This window comes from Niallia sp. 03133 (assembly GCF_052663225.1).
Map to the genome: position 1 here is coordinate 152,836 of NZ_JBQTCY010000002.1, position 20,553 is coordinate 173,388.

At 33.4% G+C, this 20,553-nt stretch carries 22 protein-coding genes; 8 read left to right on the top strand and 14 right to left on the bottom strand.

The window, feature by feature from the left end; all coding sequences use genetic code 11:
- Positions 1-46 precede the first annotated feature (46 nt).
- The 3 genes from ACTYBU_RS03175 to ACTYBU_RS03185 form a co-directional block, all read right to left on the bottom strand.
- Positions 47-193 (bottom strand): YjcZ family sporulation protein, encoded by a 147-nt coding sequence (locus tag ACTYBU_RS03175; RefSeq protein ID WP_445487097.1) that lies wholly within the window; start codon positions 191-193, stop codon positions 47-49.
- Between the two features lie 27 nt (positions 194-220).
- Complete coding sequence (locus tag ACTYBU_RS03180) at positions 221-334, bottom strand: YjcZ family sporulation protein (protein WP_445487099.1); 114 nt, start codon at positions 332-334, stop codon at positions 221-223.
- A 372-nt stretch (positions 335-706) separates the two neighbouring features.
- The gene (locus tag ACTYBU_RS03185) at positions 707-979 is read right to left on the bottom strand and encodes a hypothetical protein (RefSeq protein ID WP_445487100.1); all 273 of its coding nucleotides are present in this window, start codon (positions 977-979) and stop codon (positions 707-709) included.
- Between the two features lie 210 nt (positions 980-1,189).
- On the opposite strand from ACTYBU_RS03185, the gene ACTYBU_RS03190 reads away from it, so the two are divergent.
- Both ACTYBU_RS03190 and ACTYBU_RS03195 read left to right on the top strand, forming a co-directional pair.
- A complete protein-coding gene (locus ACTYBU_RS03190) occupies positions 1,190-1,384 on the top strand; it encodes a hypothetical protein (RefSeq protein ID WP_445487102.1) in 195 nt (64 codons plus the stop codon).
- A 5-nt stretch (positions 1,385-1,389) separates the two neighbouring features.
- Positions 1,390-2,118 (top strand): ZIP family metal transporter, encoded by a 729-nt coding sequence (locus tag ACTYBU_RS03195; RefSeq protein ID WP_445487104.1) that lies wholly within the window; start codon positions 1,390-1,392, stop codon positions 2,116-2,118.
- Positions 2,119-2,228: 110 nt separating this feature from the next.
- Here ACTYBU_RS03195 and ACTYBU_RS03200 read toward each other — a convergent pair whose 3' ends face one another.
- Together ACTYBU_RS03200 and ACTYBU_RS03205 are read right to left on the bottom strand one after the other, a co-directional pair.
- On the bottom strand, positions 2,229-3,068 hold the full coding sequence (locus ACTYBU_RS03200; RefSeq protein WP_445487106.1) for a formate/nitrite transporter family protein: 840 nt from the start codon (positions 3,066-3,068) through the stop codon (positions 2,229-2,231).
- A 329-nt stretch (positions 3,069-3,397) separates the two neighbouring features.
- The gene (locus ACTYBU_RS03205; RefSeq protein ID WP_445487107.1) at positions 3,398-3,535 is read right to left on the bottom strand and encodes a hypothetical protein; all 138 of its coding nucleotides are present in this window, start codon (positions 3,533-3,535) and stop codon (positions 3,398-3,400) included.
- 319 nt (positions 3,536-3,854) lie between these two features.
- Here ACTYBU_RS03205 and ACTYBU_RS03210 point away from each other — a divergent pair, with 319 nt between their 5' ends.
- The gene (locus ACTYBU_RS03210) at positions 3,855-5,471 is read left to right on the top strand and encodes an ABC-F family ATP-binding cassette domain-containing protein (RefSeq protein ID WP_445487108.1); all 1,617 of its coding nucleotides are present in this window, start codon (positions 3,855-3,857) and stop codon (positions 5,469-5,471) included.
- 53 nt (positions 5,472-5,524) lie between these two features.
- Here the strand turns inward: ACTYBU_RS03210 and ACTYBU_RS03215 are convergent, their stop codons facing one another.
- Positions 5,525-6,700: a D-alanyl-D-alanine carboxypeptidase family protein gene (locus ACTYBU_RS03215; protein WP_445487110.1), complete on the bottom strand. Its 1,176-nt coding sequence runs from the start codon at positions 6,698-6,700 to the stop codon at positions 5,525-5,527.
- 647 nt (positions 6,701-7,347) lie between these two features.
- Positions 7,348-9,882, bottom strand: a complete 2,535-nt coding sequence (gene mprF, locus ACTYBU_RS03220) for a bifunctional lysylphosphatidylglycerol flippase/synthetase MprF (RefSeq protein ID WP_445487112.1) — start codon at positions 9,880-9,882, stop codon at positions 7,348-7,350.
- Between the two features lie 478 nt (positions 9,883-10,360).
- On the opposite strand from mprF, the gene pflB reads away from it, so the two are divergent.
- Together pflB and pflA are read left to right on the top strand one after the other, a co-directional pair.
- A complete protein-coding gene (gene pflB / locus ACTYBU_RS03225; RefSeq protein ID WP_445487113.1) occupies positions 10,361-12,601 on the top strand; it encodes a formate C-acetyltransferase in 2,241 nt (746 codons plus the stop codon).
- Between the two features lie 114 nt (positions 12,602-12,715).
- Positions 12,716-13,462 carry a pyruvate formate-lyase-activating protein gene (gene pflA, locus ACTYBU_RS03230; protein ID WP_445487115.1) on the top strand — a complete coding sequence of 249 codons (747 nt, stop codon included), beginning with the start codon at positions 12,716-12,718 and terminating at the stop codon, positions 13,460-13,462.
- A 320-nt stretch (positions 13,463-13,782) separates the two neighbouring features.
- Here pflA and nadE read toward each other — a convergent pair whose 3' ends face one another.
- Genes nadE through ACTYBU_RS03245 form a run of 3 tightly spaced genes read right to left on the bottom strand, consistent with a single transcriptional unit; the run spans position 13,783 to position 16,651 of the window.
- On the bottom strand, positions 13,783-14,604 hold the full coding sequence (gene nadE, locus ACTYBU_RS03235; protein WP_445487117.1) for an ammonia-dependent NAD(+) synthetase: 822 nt from the start codon (positions 14,602-14,604) through the stop codon (positions 13,783-13,785).
- 19 nt (positions 14,605-14,623) lie between these two features.
- The gene (locus tag ACTYBU_RS03240) at positions 14,624-16,081 is read right to left on the bottom strand and encodes a nicotinate phosphoribosyltransferase (protein WP_445487118.1); all 1,458 of its coding nucleotides are present in this window, start codon (positions 16,079-16,081) and stop codon (positions 14,624-14,626) included.
- A 30-nt stretch (positions 16,082-16,111) separates the two neighbouring features.
- Positions 16,112-16,651, bottom strand: a complete 540-nt coding sequence (locus ACTYBU_RS03245; protein WP_445487119.1) for a cysteine hydrolase family protein — start codon at positions 16,649-16,651, stop codon at positions 16,112-16,114.
- An 825-nt stretch (positions 16,652-17,476) separates the two neighbouring features.
- On the opposite strand from ACTYBU_RS03245, the gene ACTYBU_RS03250 reads away from it, so the two are divergent.
- Together ACTYBU_RS03250 and yidC are read left to right on the top strand one after the other, a co-directional pair.
- A complete protein-coding gene (locus ACTYBU_RS03250; protein ID WP_445487121.1) occupies positions 17,477-17,785 on the top strand; it encodes a hypothetical protein in 309 nt (102 codons plus the stop codon).
- A gap of 20 nt (positions 17,786-17,805) precedes the next feature.
- Entirely contained in the window at positions 17,806-18,594 is a 789-nt protein-coding gene (gene yidC / locus ACTYBU_RS03255) for a membrane protein insertase YidC (protein ID WP_445487123.1), read from the top strand.
- A gap of 85 nt (positions 18,595-18,679) precedes the next feature.
- Here yidC and ACTYBU_RS03260 read toward each other — a convergent pair whose 3' ends face one another.
- From ACTYBU_RS03260 to ACTYBU_RS03275, 4 genes are all read right to left on the bottom strand, one after another.
- Positions 18,680-18,883 (bottom strand): DUF6501 family protein, encoded by a 204-nt coding sequence (locus ACTYBU_RS03260; protein ID WP_445487125.1) that lies wholly within the window; start codon positions 18,881-18,883, stop codon positions 18,680-18,682.
- Positions 18,884-18,956: 73 nt separating this feature from the next.
- The gene (locus ACTYBU_RS03265; RefSeq protein ID WP_445487126.1) at positions 18,957-19,157 is read right to left on the bottom strand and encodes a hypothetical protein; all 201 of its coding nucleotides are present in this window, start codon (positions 19,155-19,157) and stop codon (positions 18,957-18,959) included.
- A 64-nt stretch (positions 19,158-19,221) separates the two neighbouring features.
- Complete coding sequence (locus tag ACTYBU_RS03270; RefSeq protein ID WP_445487128.1) at positions 19,222-19,662, bottom strand: gamma-glutamylcyclotransferase family protein; 441 nt, start codon at positions 19,660-19,662, stop codon at positions 19,222-19,224.
- A 14-nt stretch (positions 19,663-19,676) separates the two neighbouring features.
- Positions 19,677-20,081 (bottom strand): secondary thiamine-phosphate synthase enzyme YjbQ, encoded by a 405-nt coding sequence (locus ACTYBU_RS03275; RefSeq protein ID WP_445487130.1) that lies wholly within the window; start codon positions 20,079-20,081, stop codon positions 19,677-19,679.
- 264 nt (positions 20,082-20,345) lie between these two features.
- On the opposite strand from ACTYBU_RS03275, the gene sda reads away from it, so the two are divergent.
- The gene (sda, locus tag ACTYBU_RS03280; protein WP_445487131.1) at positions 20,346-20,477 is read left to right on the top strand and encodes a sporulation histidine kinase inhibitor Sda; all 132 of its coding nucleotides are present in this window, start codon (positions 20,346-20,348) and stop codon (positions 20,475-20,477) included.
- Positions 20,478-20,553 lie beyond the last annotated feature (76 nt).

The window sequence follows — 20,553 nt, forward strand, 5'->3', positions numbered from 1 at the left end:
ATAGTCGAACATTCCGACTTAAGAAGCACCTATTATTTCATCTATCTTATAACCATGCTGCTCCCACAATAATTAATAGTATAAATAATACAACTATTAATATAAAACCATGCCCATAACCGCATCCAGTTGCAACTGGTGCTGCATATCCACATGAACCTCCGTAGCCGTAACCGCCATATCCGTAAGCCATTTATCATACACTCCTTATTTTTTTCTATTAATAACAACAACCAACATAACTTGATCCTACAATGATTAATAAAATGAATAGCACTACAAGTAGAGCAAAACCTCCACCAAAGCCTACTCCACCTTCTGGATGACCACTCATTTAATCCACCTCCCTCATACACATAAGCATCATATGTATAGATGACTTGTCTCGAATGGGCACTTTAGTATTTTATAAAAAAAATATGAAATTTTTTATTATGTAGAATATACAAAAGATCATTTCTAAACAGATATATAATATTTCTTTTAGTGGGGAATTGCATAATGGGTATTAGTATGATGAAACAAAGACATTTATTTAGTTCCCCACTGAAGTTAATTGATGCTATTATTACTTGAAATACGATTGAGATTAAACATTTGGAATGCCTATAAACACTACTGATTTAGGCAAAAGGCTTTTATGCTAATGAATCATGTCAATCAATCAGGATAAACAACGTCGAGGCACTGCAATCAGAAAATCCAATTAAAAAAACGGGATAAATGCCAAAGCCGCAATTAATCCAATTGAAACTCCAATTGCTACTCCTGCCCAACCCCAGCCCCAGCCACGACCATAACCTCCATAATAACCAAAACCACCATAATTTCTGCGGTTGCCTCCAAGAGGACGAATATAAACTTTATTGCGCGTTACCCTATCAATAATACCAGTGTGTATGTTTCCATCCTTAGTACGAATCCTTACACATTTGCCGATTCCTGTTGAGCATTGATGATAATAATGATTGTAAGACATATTTTCCACCTCCTACGTTTACTCTTTACCATCGTATGTACAAGTTTTATAATCGGATGGACAACCGTCATAGGGCAACAGCGGATTTAATAAGACTTTTTAAGTCTAAAAAATGGCAGCTACAATTTATGTGATGGATGTCATTCCTCTTTCTTTACAGCTTTCAAAAAAGGCATATTATTAGATAGAAAAAGAACAAAAATCATACAAATGAAACAGCACGAAATGTTAAAGGTGGAATGGGTTTCTGAAAATCCCCCCCATAATGAGCCAGAGATTTTAGACCCTAGAATCCAAGTATTCTTACATCACGTTAATCTATATGATACTAACTTGTATATTGAAGAATTAAATGGGGAAATAATAAAAATAATTGTATTTTTATTGCTTAGGACAAGGAGATAGAAACAATGATACAAGCAGCATTTTGGGGTGCTTTAGCAAGTATATCCTTGTTTATTGGTTCCATTATCGGCATCTTCTTCCCCCTTCCTAAAATCATTATCGCCTATTTGATGGCATTAGGAACAGGTATTTTAATTGGTGCCTCCTCTTTTGATTTATTAATTGAATCTGTTCATGTAAGCGGCATTTTGCAAACCGCGGCTTCGTTTCTTGGAGGATCGCTATTATTTACGCTTATTGAAATATTTTTATACAAAAAAGGTGGTACAAATAGGAAACGCTCTAATAAAAAAACAGTGGATCACTCAGGAATAGCTATTTATGCAGGTACTTTAATGGATGCAATCCCAGAATCTTTAATTATTGGATTAAGCATTCTTACAAACAATACTGTAGATGTTTTATTTATTATTGCTATATTTATTAGTAATTTTCCGGAGTCGTTGTCTTCAACCGTTGGACTTAAAAAAGGAGGATACTCAAATAAAAAAATTCTCTTTTTATGGGCAAGTGTTGTCATAATTTCAAGTATAAGCAGCCTGTCTGGCTTTCTTTTTCTTGAAAATTTCTCCATGGAAGCAACAGCCAATATTGAAGCTTTTGGTGCAGGAGGTTTAATGGCCATGGTCTGTTCTACCATGCTGCCAGAAGCTTTTGAAAAAGGAGGACCAGCAATAGGTTTTATTACTTGTTTGGGATTAATAATTTCCTTAGCCCTTACTTTTTCCGGCTAAATAGTTTAGACCCCATATTCTTTTTTGAACTCCCCCCAATTGTTAAGCATTCTAACAATTGGAGGTTTATTTTTTTGAGGAAGTTTTCATATGAAGATAAACGAAAGCACTTAAATGTATTTTTTATTTTGCAATTCTCTTTTTTGTTTAACCATCACTTGTTTATTGTTCATATTTGGTTTTTTATCGGAATAAATGTAAATATTCAAAGCACCTACAAAAAATGCTCCTCCAACTATATTTCCTAAGGAAACAGGTATTAAATTGTGAAGTGCCGTGGAAATGGTAATGGTATCAGGGTGTGGCACAATTAGAGCAATAGAAAATAAAGACATATTTGCTATGCTGTGTTCATACCCTGAAATCATGAATCCAAATACAGTTAATAGTGTAGCGAAAATTTTACCAATATCGCCTTTTATATTCATTGGAAGCCATATAGCTAAACAAACAAGCCAATTACAAAGAATTCCTTTTACAAATAATTCAGTTGTGGTTGCGCTCATTTTTGTGTGCGCCACTTCCATTAGCCAGGTTGATTTTTCAACATGGTGAAAAAGACCAGTATAATAAATAAGAACAGCAAAAAATAAAGCTCCAACTAAATTGCCAAAATAAGTTGCAACCCAATTATAAATTGTATCTTTCCAGGTTGTAGCACCTTTTAGAGTACTCATAGTAAATGCCATCGTATTTCCGGTAAATAATTCTCCACCACAAAAACTGATTAAAACCAAAGCTATCCCAAAGAACATACTTGTCATCATATACGTTGCAGGTGAATGTGCATCAGAGAATGGCTGTGCAAGTTTATAACATATCATAATGGCAAAACCAATATATACACCCGCTAATATTGATTTAGTAAAATAACGCATAAAAGATTCGTCAATGATTTCTTTCTTTTTTAATGCATAATTAATCGCTTTATCTACTGGTTGAATGTCCATAATACTTCCATCCTTTCTTTGATAGTTGTATTATACTATCCAACATCACCAAATAGATTGTGCAAAAATGAACAATCTTTGACATTTTTAATGCCCTTGCTAAAAAAACTCCCTTTTATTTATATTCGACCTAAGGAATTTCAATAAAAAGGAATTTGGTAAATTATTATAAATCAAGTACTTGCATGGAAGACTTCCAGAAATGGCATCTTATTCTTAGCTGATTCTTCTAGTTATTTATCCGAAAATAATCTAGCTGCCATGCATTAATAGGAAATCTTCCTTTTGTTTTTGAACGTTCATATGTACCAACTAAAAATTCATTTTTCTTAGTGGGAAGTATAAGAAGTCAACTTATTATTTTGCTGTATGGGAACAATATATTGGGATTTTGGCTTTGTAAAACTTATTTTAATACCGGATTTTTTCATTCTATTTACTAAATCGACAAGCTGTTTTTTCGCCATAATAACTACTCCTTTACGACTTGTTTTTTCTATCATACATGGTAATTATGAAAAAAGAATGAACGAATAATAAAATTTTTATTTCTTTACTCATTGATTTCATACATATTAAAGGAATTTTTTAACGCTTTCAATTATATATTCTGCATATTTATATATTCTATTTTAACATTGATTTCCCTCTTATTTTTTTGCTTTTTTTCCCCTCTTTTCTTGATTAATTTGTATTATTTACGATTAAAGAAGGAAAAGGATTCGCTCTCATGTATGAAAAATGATATACTCTTATTGATATTGTACGATGGAGGAAACTAATTACATGATTACAGTTAGCAATGTGAGTCTTCGATATGGCGACAGAAAATTATTTGAAGATGTTAATATTAAATTTACGCCAGGAAATTGTTATGGCTTAATTGGTGCAAATGGCGCGGGAAAATCTACTTTCTTAAAAATATTATCCAGTGAAATTGAATCACAAACAGGTAATGTTTCTCTTGGACCTGGAGAAAGATTAGCCATTCTAAAGCAAAATCATTTTGAGTATGAAGAATTTGAAGTATTAAAAGTAGTAATTATGGGACATGCCCGCCTTTATGAAGTAATGCAAGAAAAAGATGCTATTTATATGAAAGCAGATTTTACGGATGAAGATGGCATGAAAGCTGCTGAGCTAGAAGGTGAATTTGCTGAATTAAATGGCTGGGAAGCAGAATCAGAAGCAGCTATCCTTTTAAAAGGTCTTGGTATCGGCGAAGAGCTTCATACAAAAACAATGGCAGAATTATCAGGTTCTGAAAAAGTAAAAGTATTGCTTGCTCAAGCCTTATTTGGCCAACCAGATGTTCTATTATTGGATGAGCCGACAAACCACCTTGATCTACAAGCAATTAAATGGCTGGAAGAATTCCTTATCAATTTTGAAAATACTGTAATAGTTGTATCGCATGACAGATACTTTTTAAATAAAGTTTGTACACATATTGCGGATTTAGACTATGGAAAAATCCAGATATATGTTGGCAACTATGATTTCTGGTATGAATCCAGTCAATTAGCATCCAGAATGGCAAATGATGCAAATAAGAAAAAAGAAGAAAAAATTAAAGAATTGCAAAGCTTCATTGCACGATTTAGCGCAAATGCTTCTAAATCCAAACAAGCAACTTCACGTAAAAAATTATTAGATAAAATTTCATTAGATGATATTAAACCATCTTCAAGAAAATATCCATATGTAGCTTTTACACCAGATAGAGAAATTGGAAATGATTTATTGCGTGTTGAAAACTTATCAAAAACAATCGATGGTGAAAAAGTTCTTGATAATATAAGCTTTATTATGAATAAAGAAGATAAAATTGCATTAGTCGGTAAAAACGAATTAGCAAAATCAACCTTATTTAAAATTTTAATGGGTGAAATGGAGCCAGACAGTGGAAGCTTTAAATGGGGAATTACAACATCCCAAAGCTACTTCCCGGCAGATAACTCCAAATATTTTAATGAAGATGATCAAACATTGGTTGACTGGCTGCGGCAATACTCTCCAAATGATCAGACAGAAAGCTTTTTACGTGGTTTCTTAGGAAGAATGCTCTTCTCTGGAGAAGAGGTTTTGAAAAAGCCTAGTGTTCTTTCCGGTGGAGAAAAAGTTCGCTGCATGCTTTCTAAGATGATGTTGAGTGGTGCAAATGTATTGTTATTAGATGAACCAACCAACCATTTGGATCTTGAATCAATTACTGCATTAAACAATGGTTTAATTAATTTTAAAGGTTCTTTGCTTTTCGCTTCACATGATCATCAATTTATCACCACTATTGCCAATAGAATTGTAGAAATTACCCCAAGCGGCTTAGTGGATAAACAAATAAATTATGATGAGTATTTAGAAGATGGGGAATTACAAAAGCAAATTAAGCAAATGTATTAATAATTAATAAAATTTTTAAAAGCAGTGCCTTTAACACGAAGGTACTGCCTTTTTTAAGAAATCAGACGTTTAAGCCATCTTCTATTTTTTTTACAAACAATTAAACAACTTAGTCCGATTATCAATACAGTAAAAAGGATAGACTCAAAATGATCTTTATGTGTATTTTCCATTTCATTCAAAGGTTTTTCTCCATATTTCGGTGTTGCTGCAGCACTTATTTCTTTTAAGTGGATCTTTTGTATTAATTTATTTTTTTCATTTTTTATCTGCAAGGTGCCATCAGAAGCGACATTTATACTGCTGTCCCTTTTTGGGATAACAAGTACTTCTTCTTTTGTAGACAAAAAGGTTTTTCCATCTTTGAAAAAAGATTGACCACTTCGTATTTTATCTAATTTATAATAAGAAAAACCATAATTTAAAAGATTGATTGTATCATTATAAACAACACCTTTATCCTTGCCTTTTAAAACAATAGCAATTAAATCCATGCTAGTTTTATCTGCTACAGTTGCTAGAGTTTGTTTTGATTCATTAACAAATCCAGTTTTGCCACCGACAATTCCGTGATAAGGTATCTCTCCTTTTAACATCAAATGATGAGTATATAGTGTTGTATTCCAAGATTCCCCATGCCATTCCAATTGCTTTGTTCCAAAAATCTCTTTGAATGTACTGTTTTGGAGAGCATATTGAGTGATCTTTGCCAAATCATTTGCAGTAGTATAATGTTCTTTATCAAAAAGACCGTGTGGATTTGTAAAGTGAGTGGAAGTAATCAGCATTTTTTCTTGTAAGTAGTGATTCAAATTTTTTACAAACTGTTCTATATTTCCATCTATATGTTCTGCAATCGCAATTGCAGCATCATTGCCTGAATTAATTAGCATTCCTTCCAAGAGATGTTTTAAAGTTACTTGTTCGCCTTCTTCTAAGTAAACTTTTGTCCCTTCAACTTCGGTTGCATTTTTACTAATCGTTACTAAATCATTTACATTTCCTTTTTCTATTGCATAAATACTTGTCGCAATTTTAGTTAAACTTGCCGGATACATCTTTTTATCGCCATTTTTTTCAAATAATACTGCACCAGAATTTCCTTCTAACAATATAGCTGAATCACTTGCTATTTCTACGTTTTCCTCCTTTAGCTCCTCTGCCTGGACCCTAACCGCTGAAGGAAGAAAAATACCAGCAATCAGACTTATTAGCATCATTAATCGCATTGTTTCCCACCTAATTATGTATTTTTATCCATTTATTATTTTAGCAAAACTTTTGTTAGCAATTAAAATAAATAGTAAATGTTATGATATTGAAACATTTGTATCCCAATAGTAATAAAGTGAACCTTTCCATCAGTGGGGGTTTTCTTCATCCCCACTGATAGTTAGTTGAACTTATCGGACCTTTACGGGTAGTTATCCCCCACCTAGCTTCCTCGATTTCTCAGCATCCCCAAGGTGGGGGTCTTACTCAATGTCATCAAGCTAAACTTCAAAAAAATGGAAAATTATTTAAGGAGTAGGGATAAGTGTTAGGTTTTCCGAGGCTTACCACTCGCTTTTCATGGGGCGAGCGCCGAGCCTCCTCGTCGCAGACGCTCCTGTGGGGTCTAGCCTGTCTCGCGATTCCCATAGGAGTCGAGCGGACGCCTCTCCAAACGAACAATTTTTATATTAATACAATTTATGGATGCTTAAGTTGATGACATTGGGGTCTTACTGGCCGTTAAGAGTGGGGTAAATATCGAATTTTTATCAACTTTATGTCAATAGACCTATAAAAGGAAGATATTCAATTAATCTTCCTTTTAATCATCATTCCTGAATATAAAAAGAAAGCTCAATACTGAGACAGTGCCAGTTTGTGATTATTTCCTTTTTTTCGCAACAAGCATTGTTACTTGGGCAGAAGTAAATGGCAAGGACGATTTTTTTCGATAGGCTAAATATTTAGGCTCCCATATATTACAATATTTATTTTTAAAATTTCTTAATCCTCTAAACTGATAAAAGGCGTGCCCGTGATGAAAAATTTGATCTGCAATTTTTTCACTTAAGAAAGAAAATTTTGAAATCCCTAAATTAGATAATGGAGCCATTCCAAGATTACAAAATTCAATATTCTGCTCTTTTAAATACTCAAAAGTATGCATAAATAAAAAATCCATAACACCAGTTGGCGCATTTGGCAAACTTCTCATTAAATCAACTGTAAGCATGTTAACTTCTTTATTATAAGTAGGATTTAGACTTAAAAATGCAAGGATATTTTCCTCATGATCCATTACATATACGATATTTACTGTATTTAAATAAGAAGGATCAAAATAACCTAACGAAAAACCTTTTTCCACTCTGCCTTGAAGCCATTCATCGCTTACATATTTCAATTTACTTAATAAACTGTCCACATGAGGATGGGTTGAAATAATAACGTTATACCCTTCCCTCTCGAATTTATTTTTAATTGCTCGATAGTTTTTCATTTTTTTTCCTGATAAAGAATATTGTTTAAAATCTACATGCCCTTCTTCACCAAGTTTAAAAAAGTCATATCCATTCCCATGAAGAAATGGCAGCATAAATTTACTCGTTTGATAAAAAACTGGCGTATAGCCATATTTGTCTGCTCTTTCATAAAGTTCTTCTATTGCTTTTAAAAATGATTCTTCTTGCCCAATTGGATCTCCTAAAACAATCAATTTGTCCGCATATGTTTGATATGTAAACAATACATTTTTCTGCTTATTCCAAAATATATATTTATCATGTAAAAATATTAAATGGGCTAAACTAGTGCCTTTATATGTATTCAAATGACGGATAATCTCCTCTTCATCTGATTTGGAAGAGATTTTTACTAAATTTTTTGGTTTATTAATAAAATAACCTAGCATTATAATGATAAATGCAATAAAAAGTCCTATAACAGCGCTTGAAAATAAGCTCTCAGCATTTAGTAGAACATATGGAGCAATTATTGGGGGCAGCTTATGATGAGCAATAGGCAGGCTTAAATAGCCAAGCCATAGGTACCCGAATGTAAAAGTTGCTATTATACAAATATCAAAGATAATTTTTCCCCATGTGAAAACAAAGCTTTCTCGATAAAATCTTCCTTTTGATAATATTAATAAAATGATTACACCGGTGATAATGAGTGCTTCCTCGTAATCCAACCCTTTTAAAAAAGTAGAAATAGCGGCAAGGCAAAGAACAAGCAGTGCTAAATGATATGTTCTTTTCTCCCTGTATTCAATTCCTCTCGCCAAGCCTAACAGTACGAATCCCGTTCCAACAGAAACATGATGAGTAAAATTCATTACTTCTATGCTAAATATCTCTTGTGAAATTTGCAGCCTTGTCAGTATGCCTGGCATTGCGGCGGAAACAAGAAGAATAATTCCAGAAGCAAACACTAGAATGGTTAAAAAGAAATGACTGATATTCTCAACAATCGTTTTCGGGATATTGTTCCAATATTCATTCCACTTCTTCCATAAATCACCGAAAAATAAAAGAAGACCTGTTAGAAATGGAATAAAATAATACCCAATGCGATAGATAAGAAGCACTACAATTAATTTCTCCGTCGGTACGCCTAAATAGTCAAATCCCCATAAAAAGACTAGATCAAAGCTTCCTATACCGCCAGGAATCATACTGGCAATCCCTGCACATACTGCTATAAGAAAAATTTTCACAAATTCCCATGTGGAAACAGGAAGTTTCATCATGACAGCCAATGAATACAAATATAAAAATACAAAAAGCCACTCAGCCATGGATGCCGCTACTAGCTGCATAACAAATTTTGGAGATGGAATGATTGATCTTAATTTGGTTTTTTTTATAAAAAAGCCTCCAATAATAGCTGGGAAAATGAAACCCACAATCAGAACGGAAACAAATAAAAGATGGTGATTTTTAATTAATGGCATGTTCCAACTGTCAAAATATACAAGCCAGGCAAAAATGCTGATTCCTGATAAATAAAACAAGGTAACAGAAGCAATTCCTTTTAATAAAATTCTTTTGTCATGTTCATACTTTTGATAAAAGAAAGTTCTTAATGCTACACCAATCAACCCTCCAAAACCTAGCAGATTTGAGAATGAGTTGCTGATTAAAGAGTATTTCCCTAACCTTTTTAAAGGTATTTCAGCATTTAGATGTTTATTCAACAGCACATCATAAAAAAACATCGGGGTTATTGCAATAAATCCTCCTACAACTATAAATAGGATCGAAACTGGATTTAACTTATTTAAATATTTCATCAATAGGTTTGTGTCTATTGAAAGAAACATATCACGAAGCTCTAAAGAAACTAATATCAATAATGTCACAGGAAAAAATATTTTTACTATTAACAATAAACGGTCTTTATTAAAGAACGACATCGTTTTCACCTCTCAAAATGCATCACTTATGTAGTAAGAAAAGAACAGACTCCATAATCATAACGTAAAATGATAGTATCGCAAACCAAAAAGGGAAATATATACGTTCTCTGAAGAAAAATTATTACTGTTATTAATTAATTTTCTTATACTTATTATTATTCATTCGATTAAAATCTAACCAAAATATAGAAAAACTTTAAATAAACCGTTTTCAATCTATTGTATAACAGATGGATGATTTTTCACAAAAACTATATAACAGTTTTTTGTTCACGATAGTTATGAAGAGAAAAAAATTATTTTTCACATGCCTATTAAATGTTGATATAACTACAGTTCACAAATCAGACACAGAAACTTCGCAAGATGTACACATTTTTTGTGAATTATATCACATTAAATCTGTTATAGTTATTTTAGTAAGAAATCAACACTCTGTTATATAGCTTTTTATTAAATGAAGAGGTGAATGAAAATGGAAAAAGTGGAAACTAACTATTGGGAAGGTTTTAAAAGTGGAACATGGCAAAAAGAAGTAAATGTTCGTGATTTTATCTTGAAAAACTTTAAACCCTATTATGGAGATTCAACTTTTTTATCTGGCCCTACTTTAGAAACTACTGAACTATGGGAACAAGTTTTAGCGCTTTCAAAAGAAGAACGCGAAAAAGGCGGAGTTTACGATCTAGATACTCATATAGTATCCACGATTGTATCACATGGTCCAGGATATTTAGATAAAGCAAAAGAAAAAATAGTTGGTGTTCAAACGGACGTTCCATTCAAACGTTCCTTCCAGCCAAACGGCGGAATAAGAATGGCAGTGCAGGCATGTGAGTCCTACGGATATAAAGCAAGTGAAGAATTAGAACAATTCTTTTCAGAACATCGCAAAACACATAATGCAGGAGTGTTTGATGCCTATACAGATGAAATGAGACTTGCTAGAAAAGCTGCTATTATTACCGGCCTTCCAGATGCTTATGGACGCGGACGAATCATCGGTGACTACCGCCGAGTTGCTCTTTATGGCGTTGACTTCTTAATCCAAGAAAAACAAAAAGATAAAAAAGCAACAAGCTCTGTTATGTCTGAAGATAATATGCGTTTAAGAGAAGAACTTTCCGAACAAATTCGCGCATTAAATGAATTAAAACAATTAGGTGCAAGCTACGGATTCGATTTATCCCGTCCTGCTGCAAATACATTAGAAGCATTCCAATGGCTATACCTTGGCTACCTTGCTGCAATTAAAGAACAAAATGGGGCTGCAATGAGCTTAGGCCGTGTCTCTACTTTCTTGGATGTATATATCGAAAGAGATTTAGAAAACGGTACATTAACGGAAAAAGAAGTACAGGAAATCGTTGACCATTTTATTATGAAACTTCGTTTAGTAAAATTTGCACGTACTCCTGACTATAACGATTTATTCAGCGGCGATCCAACTTGGGTAACAGAATCTATTGGCGGTATAGCAAATGACGGAAGACCATTGGTAACAAAAAACTCTTTCCGCTTCCTTCATACCCTTGATAACTTAGGTCCAGCTCCCGAGCCAAACTTAACTGTTTTATGGTCAACACAGCTCCCTGAGAATTTCAAAAAATTCTGTGCACAAATGTCTATACAAACAAGCTCTATTCAATATGAAAATGATGATATCATGAAACCTCAATGGGGCGATGATTATGGTATTGCCTGCTGTGTATCCGCAATGGAAATCGGAAAACAAATGCAGTTCTTCGGGGCTCGTGCGAATTTAGCAAAATGTCTATTATATGCTATAAACGGCGGGAAAGATGAAAAATTAAAAATTCAAGTAGGTCCAACCTTCTCCCCTATTACTTCAGAATATCTTGAGTATGATGAAGTAATGGACAAATTTAATAATATGATGGAATGGTTAGCTGGACTGTATATCAATACATTAAATGTAATTCATTACATGCATGATAAATACAGCTACGAAAGAATTGAAATGGCATTGCATGATACCGAAATCCTTCGTACTATGGCTACCGGTATTGCGGGGCTAAGTGTAGTCGCAGATTCCTTAAGTGCTATTAAACATGCTAAAGTAAAAGTAATAAGAGATGAAAACGGAATAGCAGTTGATTTCGAAACAGAAGGCGAATTCCCTAAATACGGAAATAATGATGATAGAGTAGACAGCATTGCTGTTGGTCTTGTAGAAAGCTTTATGAAAAAATTGCGCAAACATGCAACATACCGCAATTCACTTCATACTATGTCAATCTTGACGATCACTTCCAATGTAGTATACGGTAAAAAAACTGGTAACACGCCAGACGGACGCCGTGCTGGAGAACCATTTGCACCAGGAGCAAATCCAATGCATGGACGTGATACAAAAGGAACATTAGCTTCCCTTTCTTCTGTTGCAAAACTGCCTTATGATTATTCGTTAGATGGCATTTCCAATACATTCTCAATTGTTCCGAAAGCGCTTGGAAAAGAAGAAGATGCTCGCTCTGCCAATCTTGTATCTATTTTAGACGGATATGCTGCAAAAGCAGGACATCATTTAAACGTAAACGTATTTAATAGAGAAACACTTTTAGATGCAATGGAACATCCAGAATTATACCCACAATTAACCATTCGTGTTTCAGGGTATGCAGTTAACTTCATTAAATTAACACGTGAGCAACAAACTGATGTTATTAACCGCACATTCCATGAATCAATGTAATAATTAAGATTAAACAATATTTAAAGGAAAGTGGGCTAATCCCCTCTTTCCTCTCTTACAACACCAGTATTGCTTTACCCGCTGGTTGCTTTACATTAAAGGAGGAAATCAATCATGAACGGCAATATTCATTCAATTGAAACTTTTGGTACGGTAGACGGCCCAGGTATTCGTTATGTTATATTTACACAAGGATGTTTACTGCGCTGTCAATTCTGCCATAATGCAGACACTTGGGAAATCGGTACTGGCAAGCAAATGTCTGTTAAAGAAATAATGGATGATTTACAAACATACCTCCCTTTTATTGAAGCATCCGGTGGAGGTATTACTGTTAGTGGTGGAGAACCTTTGCTTCAAATCCCCTTTTTAATTGAATTATTTAAAGAGTGTAAAAAAATAGGAATCCATACAACAATTGACTCGTCAGGAGGCTGTTATTCAACAGCACCAAATTTTCAAGAACAACTGCAAGAATTATTGCAATATACGGATCTAATATTGTTGGATTTAAAACATATTAATCGAAAGAAACATATCTCTTTAACAGGTATGGGTAATGAACATATCTTGTCTTTTGCTAAACTTCTTTCAGATAAAAATCTCCCTGTATGGATCAGACATGTCCTTGTTCCTACCATTAATGATAATGAAGAGGATTTAAGTAAGCTTGGTGATTTTATTTCCACTCTGTCCAATGTTGAAAAAATTGATATTCTTCCATACCATAAACTTGGTGTGTATAAATGGGAAGCTTTAGGGTTAGAATATCCATTAAAAAACATTGAGCCACCAACTGAGGCATCTGTCGACTTTGCGTATAAAATGCTTACTAAAAAATCTCCATCCAATCACATATAACAAAAAACAGGAGTAGCATTTGCTACTCCTGTTTTTTGTTGCAAATTAAATCGAATATGTACAAAAATAACAATTAAATTTCACAAAAATTACTCCATTTACTTTTCGTATTTCCTTTATCCATCACTTTCGGAAAATTATTGTTATTTAAAAATCTCCATCAAATCTATAATCTACGTCTTAATAAAGATAAACTGTCCGTAAAAACTTGAAAGAGGGAAACAAACTAATATCGTTGCGTTCTTAGTTCTGGTTGTGTGATCCACACTCCACTTGTGGATCACACCTCTTACTGTCGATTAGCTGTCGCGTGCGCTTTTTTATTTCCACCAATCATCAAACATTGAAACTGGTACTTGTCTTTTATGTTCGGTTACTAAATAACGTGCTTCAATTTTTTCTGAAACTTCTGATGATACTTCTTTTCCTTCTAAATAGTCATCTAATTGGTCATAAGTAATTCCCAACTCGGTTTCATCAGCTTGTCCAGGATTGTTATCGAGCAAGTCAGCAGTTGGTACTTTCAAGTAAATTCGTTCTTCTGCGTTTAACTCTTTTAATAATTGTTTACCTTGACGTTTGCTCAATCCTGTTAATGGAAGTATATCTGCCCCACCATCACCATACTTAGTGAAAAATCCTGTCACTGCCTCTGCAGCATGGTCTGTTCCAACTACTAGCAAATTATCTTGGCCGCCAATGGCATATTGAGCAATCATTCTCATTCTTGCTTTTACATTTCCTTTGTGATAGTCCATCAGTTGTTCTCCACTTGTCATATGGTCGTAGACTTCTTTTACCTCATCCACAGGAGCTTTCACATTAAATACATACTCTTTATCAGCCTGGATAAATGAAAGTGCACGTTTGGCATCCTCTTCATCAGCTTGAGTTCCATATGGAAGACGTACCGCAATAAATGTTGCTTCGTATCCTTCTTCCCGTAATTGTTCAACAGCCAGCTGAGCTAATCTACCTGCTAAAGAAGAATCCTGTCCTCCGCTTATGCCCAATACAAAACCTTTTGCTTTTGCTTTTTTTACATATTCTTTTAAAAAGTTTACACGATTATTAATTTCCTCTTTAGGATTAATCTCTGCTTGAACGTTTAAAGCCTGCATGATTTGTTTTTGTAAACTCATAACCTGTTCCTCCCTTTTGTTATTTGCTTTTTATCGTCTTTTTGATTTGGTCCAAATGCTGCATTTTATTCTGCCAGCATAATGGACTTAAATCGACTGGATATTCTTCTGGATTTAAAGAACGTTTATATTCATCCCATAAAATATCAAGATTTTTTTCTGTATATTTTTGAATATCAAAGATATCCGGTGCTTTATATACTAATTCACCATTTTTAAATATATCCACATGAATATCTTTTGCTATAAAGTTAGTTACAAATTTGCTTATGTATGTATGGGTTGGATGGAACATTTTTAAACGTTCTTCTTTATCAGGATGTTCAGATTCTAAACAAATATAGTCTCCTTCCGACTTTTGATTGATACTATTAATAATTCGATATACCTTTTTTAATCCAGGAGTTGTAACTTTTTCAGGATTTCCACTAATTTTAATGGTATCCTGCATTTTACCCTTTTCATCTTCTATGGAAACCAATTTATATACACCACCTAAAGCAGGCTGATCAAAAGCAGTAATTAATTTTGTTCCAATTCCCCATACATCAATTTTAGCACCTTGAGCTTTTAAGTTGATTATCGTATATTCATCTAAATCATTGCTTGCTACAATTTTTGTATCGTGAAATCCTGCTTCATCCAACATTTTTCGCGCTTCTTTTGATAAGTAAGCTAGATCACCGCTATCAAGCCTTATGCCGATAAAATTAATGCTGTCTCCAAGCTCTTTTGCTACTTTGATGGCGGTTGGTACACCTGATCTTAACGTATCATAGGTGTCTACTAAAAAGACACAATCTTTATGCCTCCTTGCATATTTATGGAAAGCTGTATATTCATCTCGATAAGCTTGAATCATAGAATGAGCATGTGTACCTGAAATTGGAATACCGAAAAGCTTACCAGCTCTAACATTGGAAGTGGATCCAAAGCCGCCGATAAATGCGGCACGAGTTCCCCAAAGTGCTGCATCCAGCTCGTGCGCTCTCCTGCTGCCAAATTCCATCACTACCCCTTCCCCAATTACATTTTTAATTCTTGAAGCTTTTGTAGCTATTAATGTTTGATAGTTCACAATGTTAAGAATAGCTGTTTCGATAATTTGAGCTTGAGCAAGAGGTGCTTCTACTCTTAAAAGCGGTTCGTTCGCGAAAACAATTTCTCCCTCTGCAACAGAGCGCAAATTCCCTGTAAATCGAAAATCTTTTAAATATTCTAGAAAATCTTCCTTAAATCCTTCTTTTTTTAAATATTGAATATCACTTTCAGTAAAGCGCAGATTTTGCAAATAGTGAATTATCCTTTCTAAACCAGCAAAAACGGCATATCCATTATGAAAAGGAAGCTTTCTAAAATAGGCTTCAAATACAGCATTTTTCTCTGCTATTCCATCTTCCCAATATGTTTCTGCCATATTAATCTGGTAAAGATCTGTATGTAACATTAAACTATCATCTTCTAATTTATAACTCATGTTTGTCCTCCCAAAACTTCAATTGCATCCTTATAAAATAATTGCACCCAAAACTTCTTTGAAATGTTGTAAAGCCCATTGGTGACCTGCCTGATTAAAAGATGCCACAGCATTTTCATAAATAAATAATTTATATCCAAAATTATATGCATCGATCGCTGTATGAAGAAGGCAAATATCCGTGCAAACACCAACCAAATATAATTCAGAGATATTTCTTTCACTAAGCTTTATATGAAGATCTGTCCCAGTAAATGCACTATATCTCGTTTTATCCATCCAATAAACATTCGACAGCATAGAAGCTTCTTTATAAATTTTATTCAGTGCACCATATAATTCTCTTCCACTTGTACCTTCAATATTATGTGGAGGAAATAATGTCGATTCTGGATGATAAGGATCGTATTTCTTATGTAAATCGATCGCAAAAACGGCAAAATCTCCTTGATTAATAAATTTTTGCGTAATATTGGAAATTTCTTGTTCGATCTCCATAGCTGGTTCCCCACAAGGAAGCTTTCCTTTTACAAAATCATATGTATAATCAATATTGATTAACGCTTTCACTGTTCTCCCTCCACCATTTTCGAATCTCTTGTCCTTACATTCACCAATTCCTGTGAAAATAGGTTGGTTTTCAAGGTGAAACATAGAATATAAAATATATAGTGAACCTTCCATCATTGGGCCCCACTGATGGAAAGCTTGCGTTCCACAGGATGTGGCGACCTTAGTTTGTGTACCTTTATCGGACCTTTACGGGTAGTTATCAGTTATCCCCCCACTTACCTTCCACGATTTCTCATCATCTTGAGGTGGGAGTCTTGCTGCCCGGTAAGAGTGGGCTAATATCTAGTAGGTATAAAGGATACTGAAATTATTATATTTATAACTAAATACATTACAAATGATCATCATCCTAATGGATGTTATTATATCTAATTTCGTTGTGTTTTACCATTCTTTTCATATTTTTATCCTTATAATATCGTTGCTTAACATATAAAGAAAATAAATATTATATAGAAAGAATTATTCCCATTAACTTTTATATTTAAGTCTATTACTAAACGGCTCTAGAGTGTAGAAAAAGTAAAATTAGCAAAAAAAGCACGTTGATTTAGTATTGCAAGGAGTGAAGCTTCTATAATTAAAGTATAACATTTTGAACTTAGACGGGTGTCTTGTTTCAACGTACAAAATGTACTAGTGTTGGCGAAATCTTGAAGTCGATAATATGAGACTCTTTTATCAACTCTTACAGAATAATAATTACTCAGTCACTATATCTCCTTATTTTATTCAAATAAGACTTTATCCATTTGATCTTGATTGCTTTCCATTGGGTTTTTCGTTATAATTTTATTGCTGAATACTAATTGAGGTGTATAAATGTTTGAATTCTTAATAGATATAACCAATATTCCAAGTTATCAAACCATCTACTTTACCATACTAGTTGGATTAATGGTCAAATATTTTTGGGATTGGAACTTACAAACTACAGTTTATCATCATTCTTTAGCTTCTGAAGGCAGCATTAACTTTCAAGCTAGCATTTCCACTATTAATATTAATGTACAACAATATAACACACCTATCTTACATTGGATTTGTAAAATTATTAGAAAAAGAACACAATGTCCTGTTGATGATCCTGAAAAACCTAATTCTTTCCATTTAAACGATTTATTTCAATAACCATAAATGGAGGAATTATTTTGAAACGTTCACCTAAACTATTACTTTTAGCTTTGCTTGTAACCATAAGCACACTTTTATTATCCGCTTGTTCTTCTGCACAGTCAGGAAAAAGCGATGGTTTTTTTCACCATACAGTTGTTGAACCATTTGCATCATTAATTCACACTACCGCCATGTTATTTAATGGAAACTTTGGATTGGCGATTATTTTAATTACGTTAATCATTCGTTTATTATTAATGCCGCTTATGTTAAAACAATATAAAAAGCAGCAAATTATGAAAGAAAAAATGGCAAAATTAAAGCCAGAAATGGATAAAATCCAAAAAAAATTAAAAGCAGCAAAAGATCCAAAGGAACAGCAGGCTTTACAACGTGAAACAATGGAGCTTTATAAAACGCATGGAGTAAACCCTCTGAATATGGGTTGTTTGCCAATGTTAATACAAATGCCGATATTAATGGGTTTTTATTATGCGATAAGAGGGTCAGCAGAAATTGCATCCCATTCTTTTCTTTGGTTTAATTTAGGTCATTCGGATCTAATATTAACGGCAATCGCTGGGATTGTATATTATTTCCAATTTAAAGTTTCTCAAAACGCACTGCCTGAAGAACAGCAGAAACAAATGAGAATAATGGGTCTTATTTCCCCTATTATGATTGTTATGGTTTCTCTAAATGCACCTGCAGCCCTTCCATTATATTGGACTGTCGGAGGAACATTTTTGATTCTACAATCTATGCTCGGGAAAAAATTATATCCAGCTGCCCCTTCAGCAAATACAATTAGCACACAAAAGTAATATGCAAAAAATCTGTTGATCCTTTGATCAACAGATTTTTTGTGTATATAAAAAGAGTACGAAAACAAATGTTTTCGTACTCTTTTTATATATCTTGAAAATAATCTTTGTAGAAGCCGCCAACTTTACCTGTATTATCAATGATAAAATAAAATTCTTCTGTTTCATTTTTCACTTCGTAATTTTTGCCAGCTGTCAACACTCTGTTTACAATATATTTTTTTGCATCCGTATGTATACACTTGACTGTTTTCACAGTTTCTTTTTTTTCCCAACTTTGATGAATCATTGCTTTTAAGCTCCTTTCCATTATACTACCTTAGTATAATGGGAAGAGGTTAGCATATGCAAGATACTTCTCATTAAGAAACTAAATTCTTTTCCTTTATACGGGAGAAATTCACCTTGTTATATTCAAATGTAAACCATGCACCATTTCTAGCTTGCTGGAAAGTAATGTAACAAGTACTGCCAATCCAGTCTAGTCTCCTAAATTGCAATTCACTATACGTTTTATTTTCATAATACATGTCATATAATTTATTTTCTGATTGAATATTCATCTTTCAACCTACTTTCTATGATGTTCACTTAACCTTACCCAAGATGATATATCCGTTAAACATATTAGATTTTTTTGTTCTTTTCCCATAATTCTAGCCCATTAGTGGTTTCTATTTCGGATTTTTTTACCAATGACCAATCGCCATGTTCAATTTCTTTCACCAGCATTTGCGGCTGGTTGCAAATGTATACATAAGCACTCCATTTCTTTTTTTTTCCAAATACATCGACTAATACTCTTTCATATAAATTATCTTTTTCTCCTGGAATATAATCTTCAAAAGCATCCAGCTTACTTAGCTTGTTAAATGGAACTTGATAGATTTCACCCACTACTTTTTTTCTTTTATCCCGTATGAGAAATGGATAGCCCAGATCAGCATCAAATAATCTACCATGTATCCACACTTCTGTTGCTAGACAAGTATAATCTTGTACCATATAATGATTTTGTTCATTTTTTCTTAATGAACCATAAACAAATACATTTACGCTCTCTTTCATATGCATCTCCTTTTTTATATGGATGGGATAATTTTCAGATAATAATGACGATTTCTTGGTCCGTCAAATTCGCAAAAATACACACCTTGCCATGTACCTAAAAGCAGTTTACCATCCGTTATAATAATCATTTGTGAAGATCCAACAGTGCTAGCTTTCATATGAGCAGCTGTATTGCCTTCCATATGTCGGTCATTTTCCATTTCCCATGGATAGAGCTCATTAAAGCGGCGAATCATGTCAGCGACTACATCAGGATCAGCATTTTCATTTATCGTTATTCCGGCTGTTGTATGAGGGCAATATACATAAACAACACCCTCCTTCACTTGATTATCCTCCACTGCTTTTTGTACTGATTCCGTTATTTCTACAAAAAGGTCGTGATTATTGGTTTTAACACTTCTTTTTATAAGCATATTTTTTCTCCACTCTCCCATTTTTTCGTAATAAACAAGCTATTTAAGCAAAACACATGGGAACAATCTTTTCCTTTCTAGTTTGAATCACCTATTGAATTCATACTATCTTTTTTCTATACCCATATTCATATAATAATAAAATATTCATTACAAACTTCCTATTTTTCTATGATTTTATTTTATCACTTTTCTTCGATAGAAAAATAGGTTATGATTAAATTGTTAGAAAATTCAATCCATTTTATTAAGGAGGAATGCAAAATGAAAATTTTGAGTAATGAACAGTTAATCTTCTCTTATCGTGATGCATTAAAGGCCGGAAATGAAAAGGAATGGGTTTCTATATTGAAAGATGAAATCAGACGTCGTGGATTAAAACCGAATAAAGGCTAGTATATTTTGATAGCTAAGATGGATATTTTTTGTTTCATTTTCTAGTCTATCTTTCTATTTAAAATAGCATACTGCC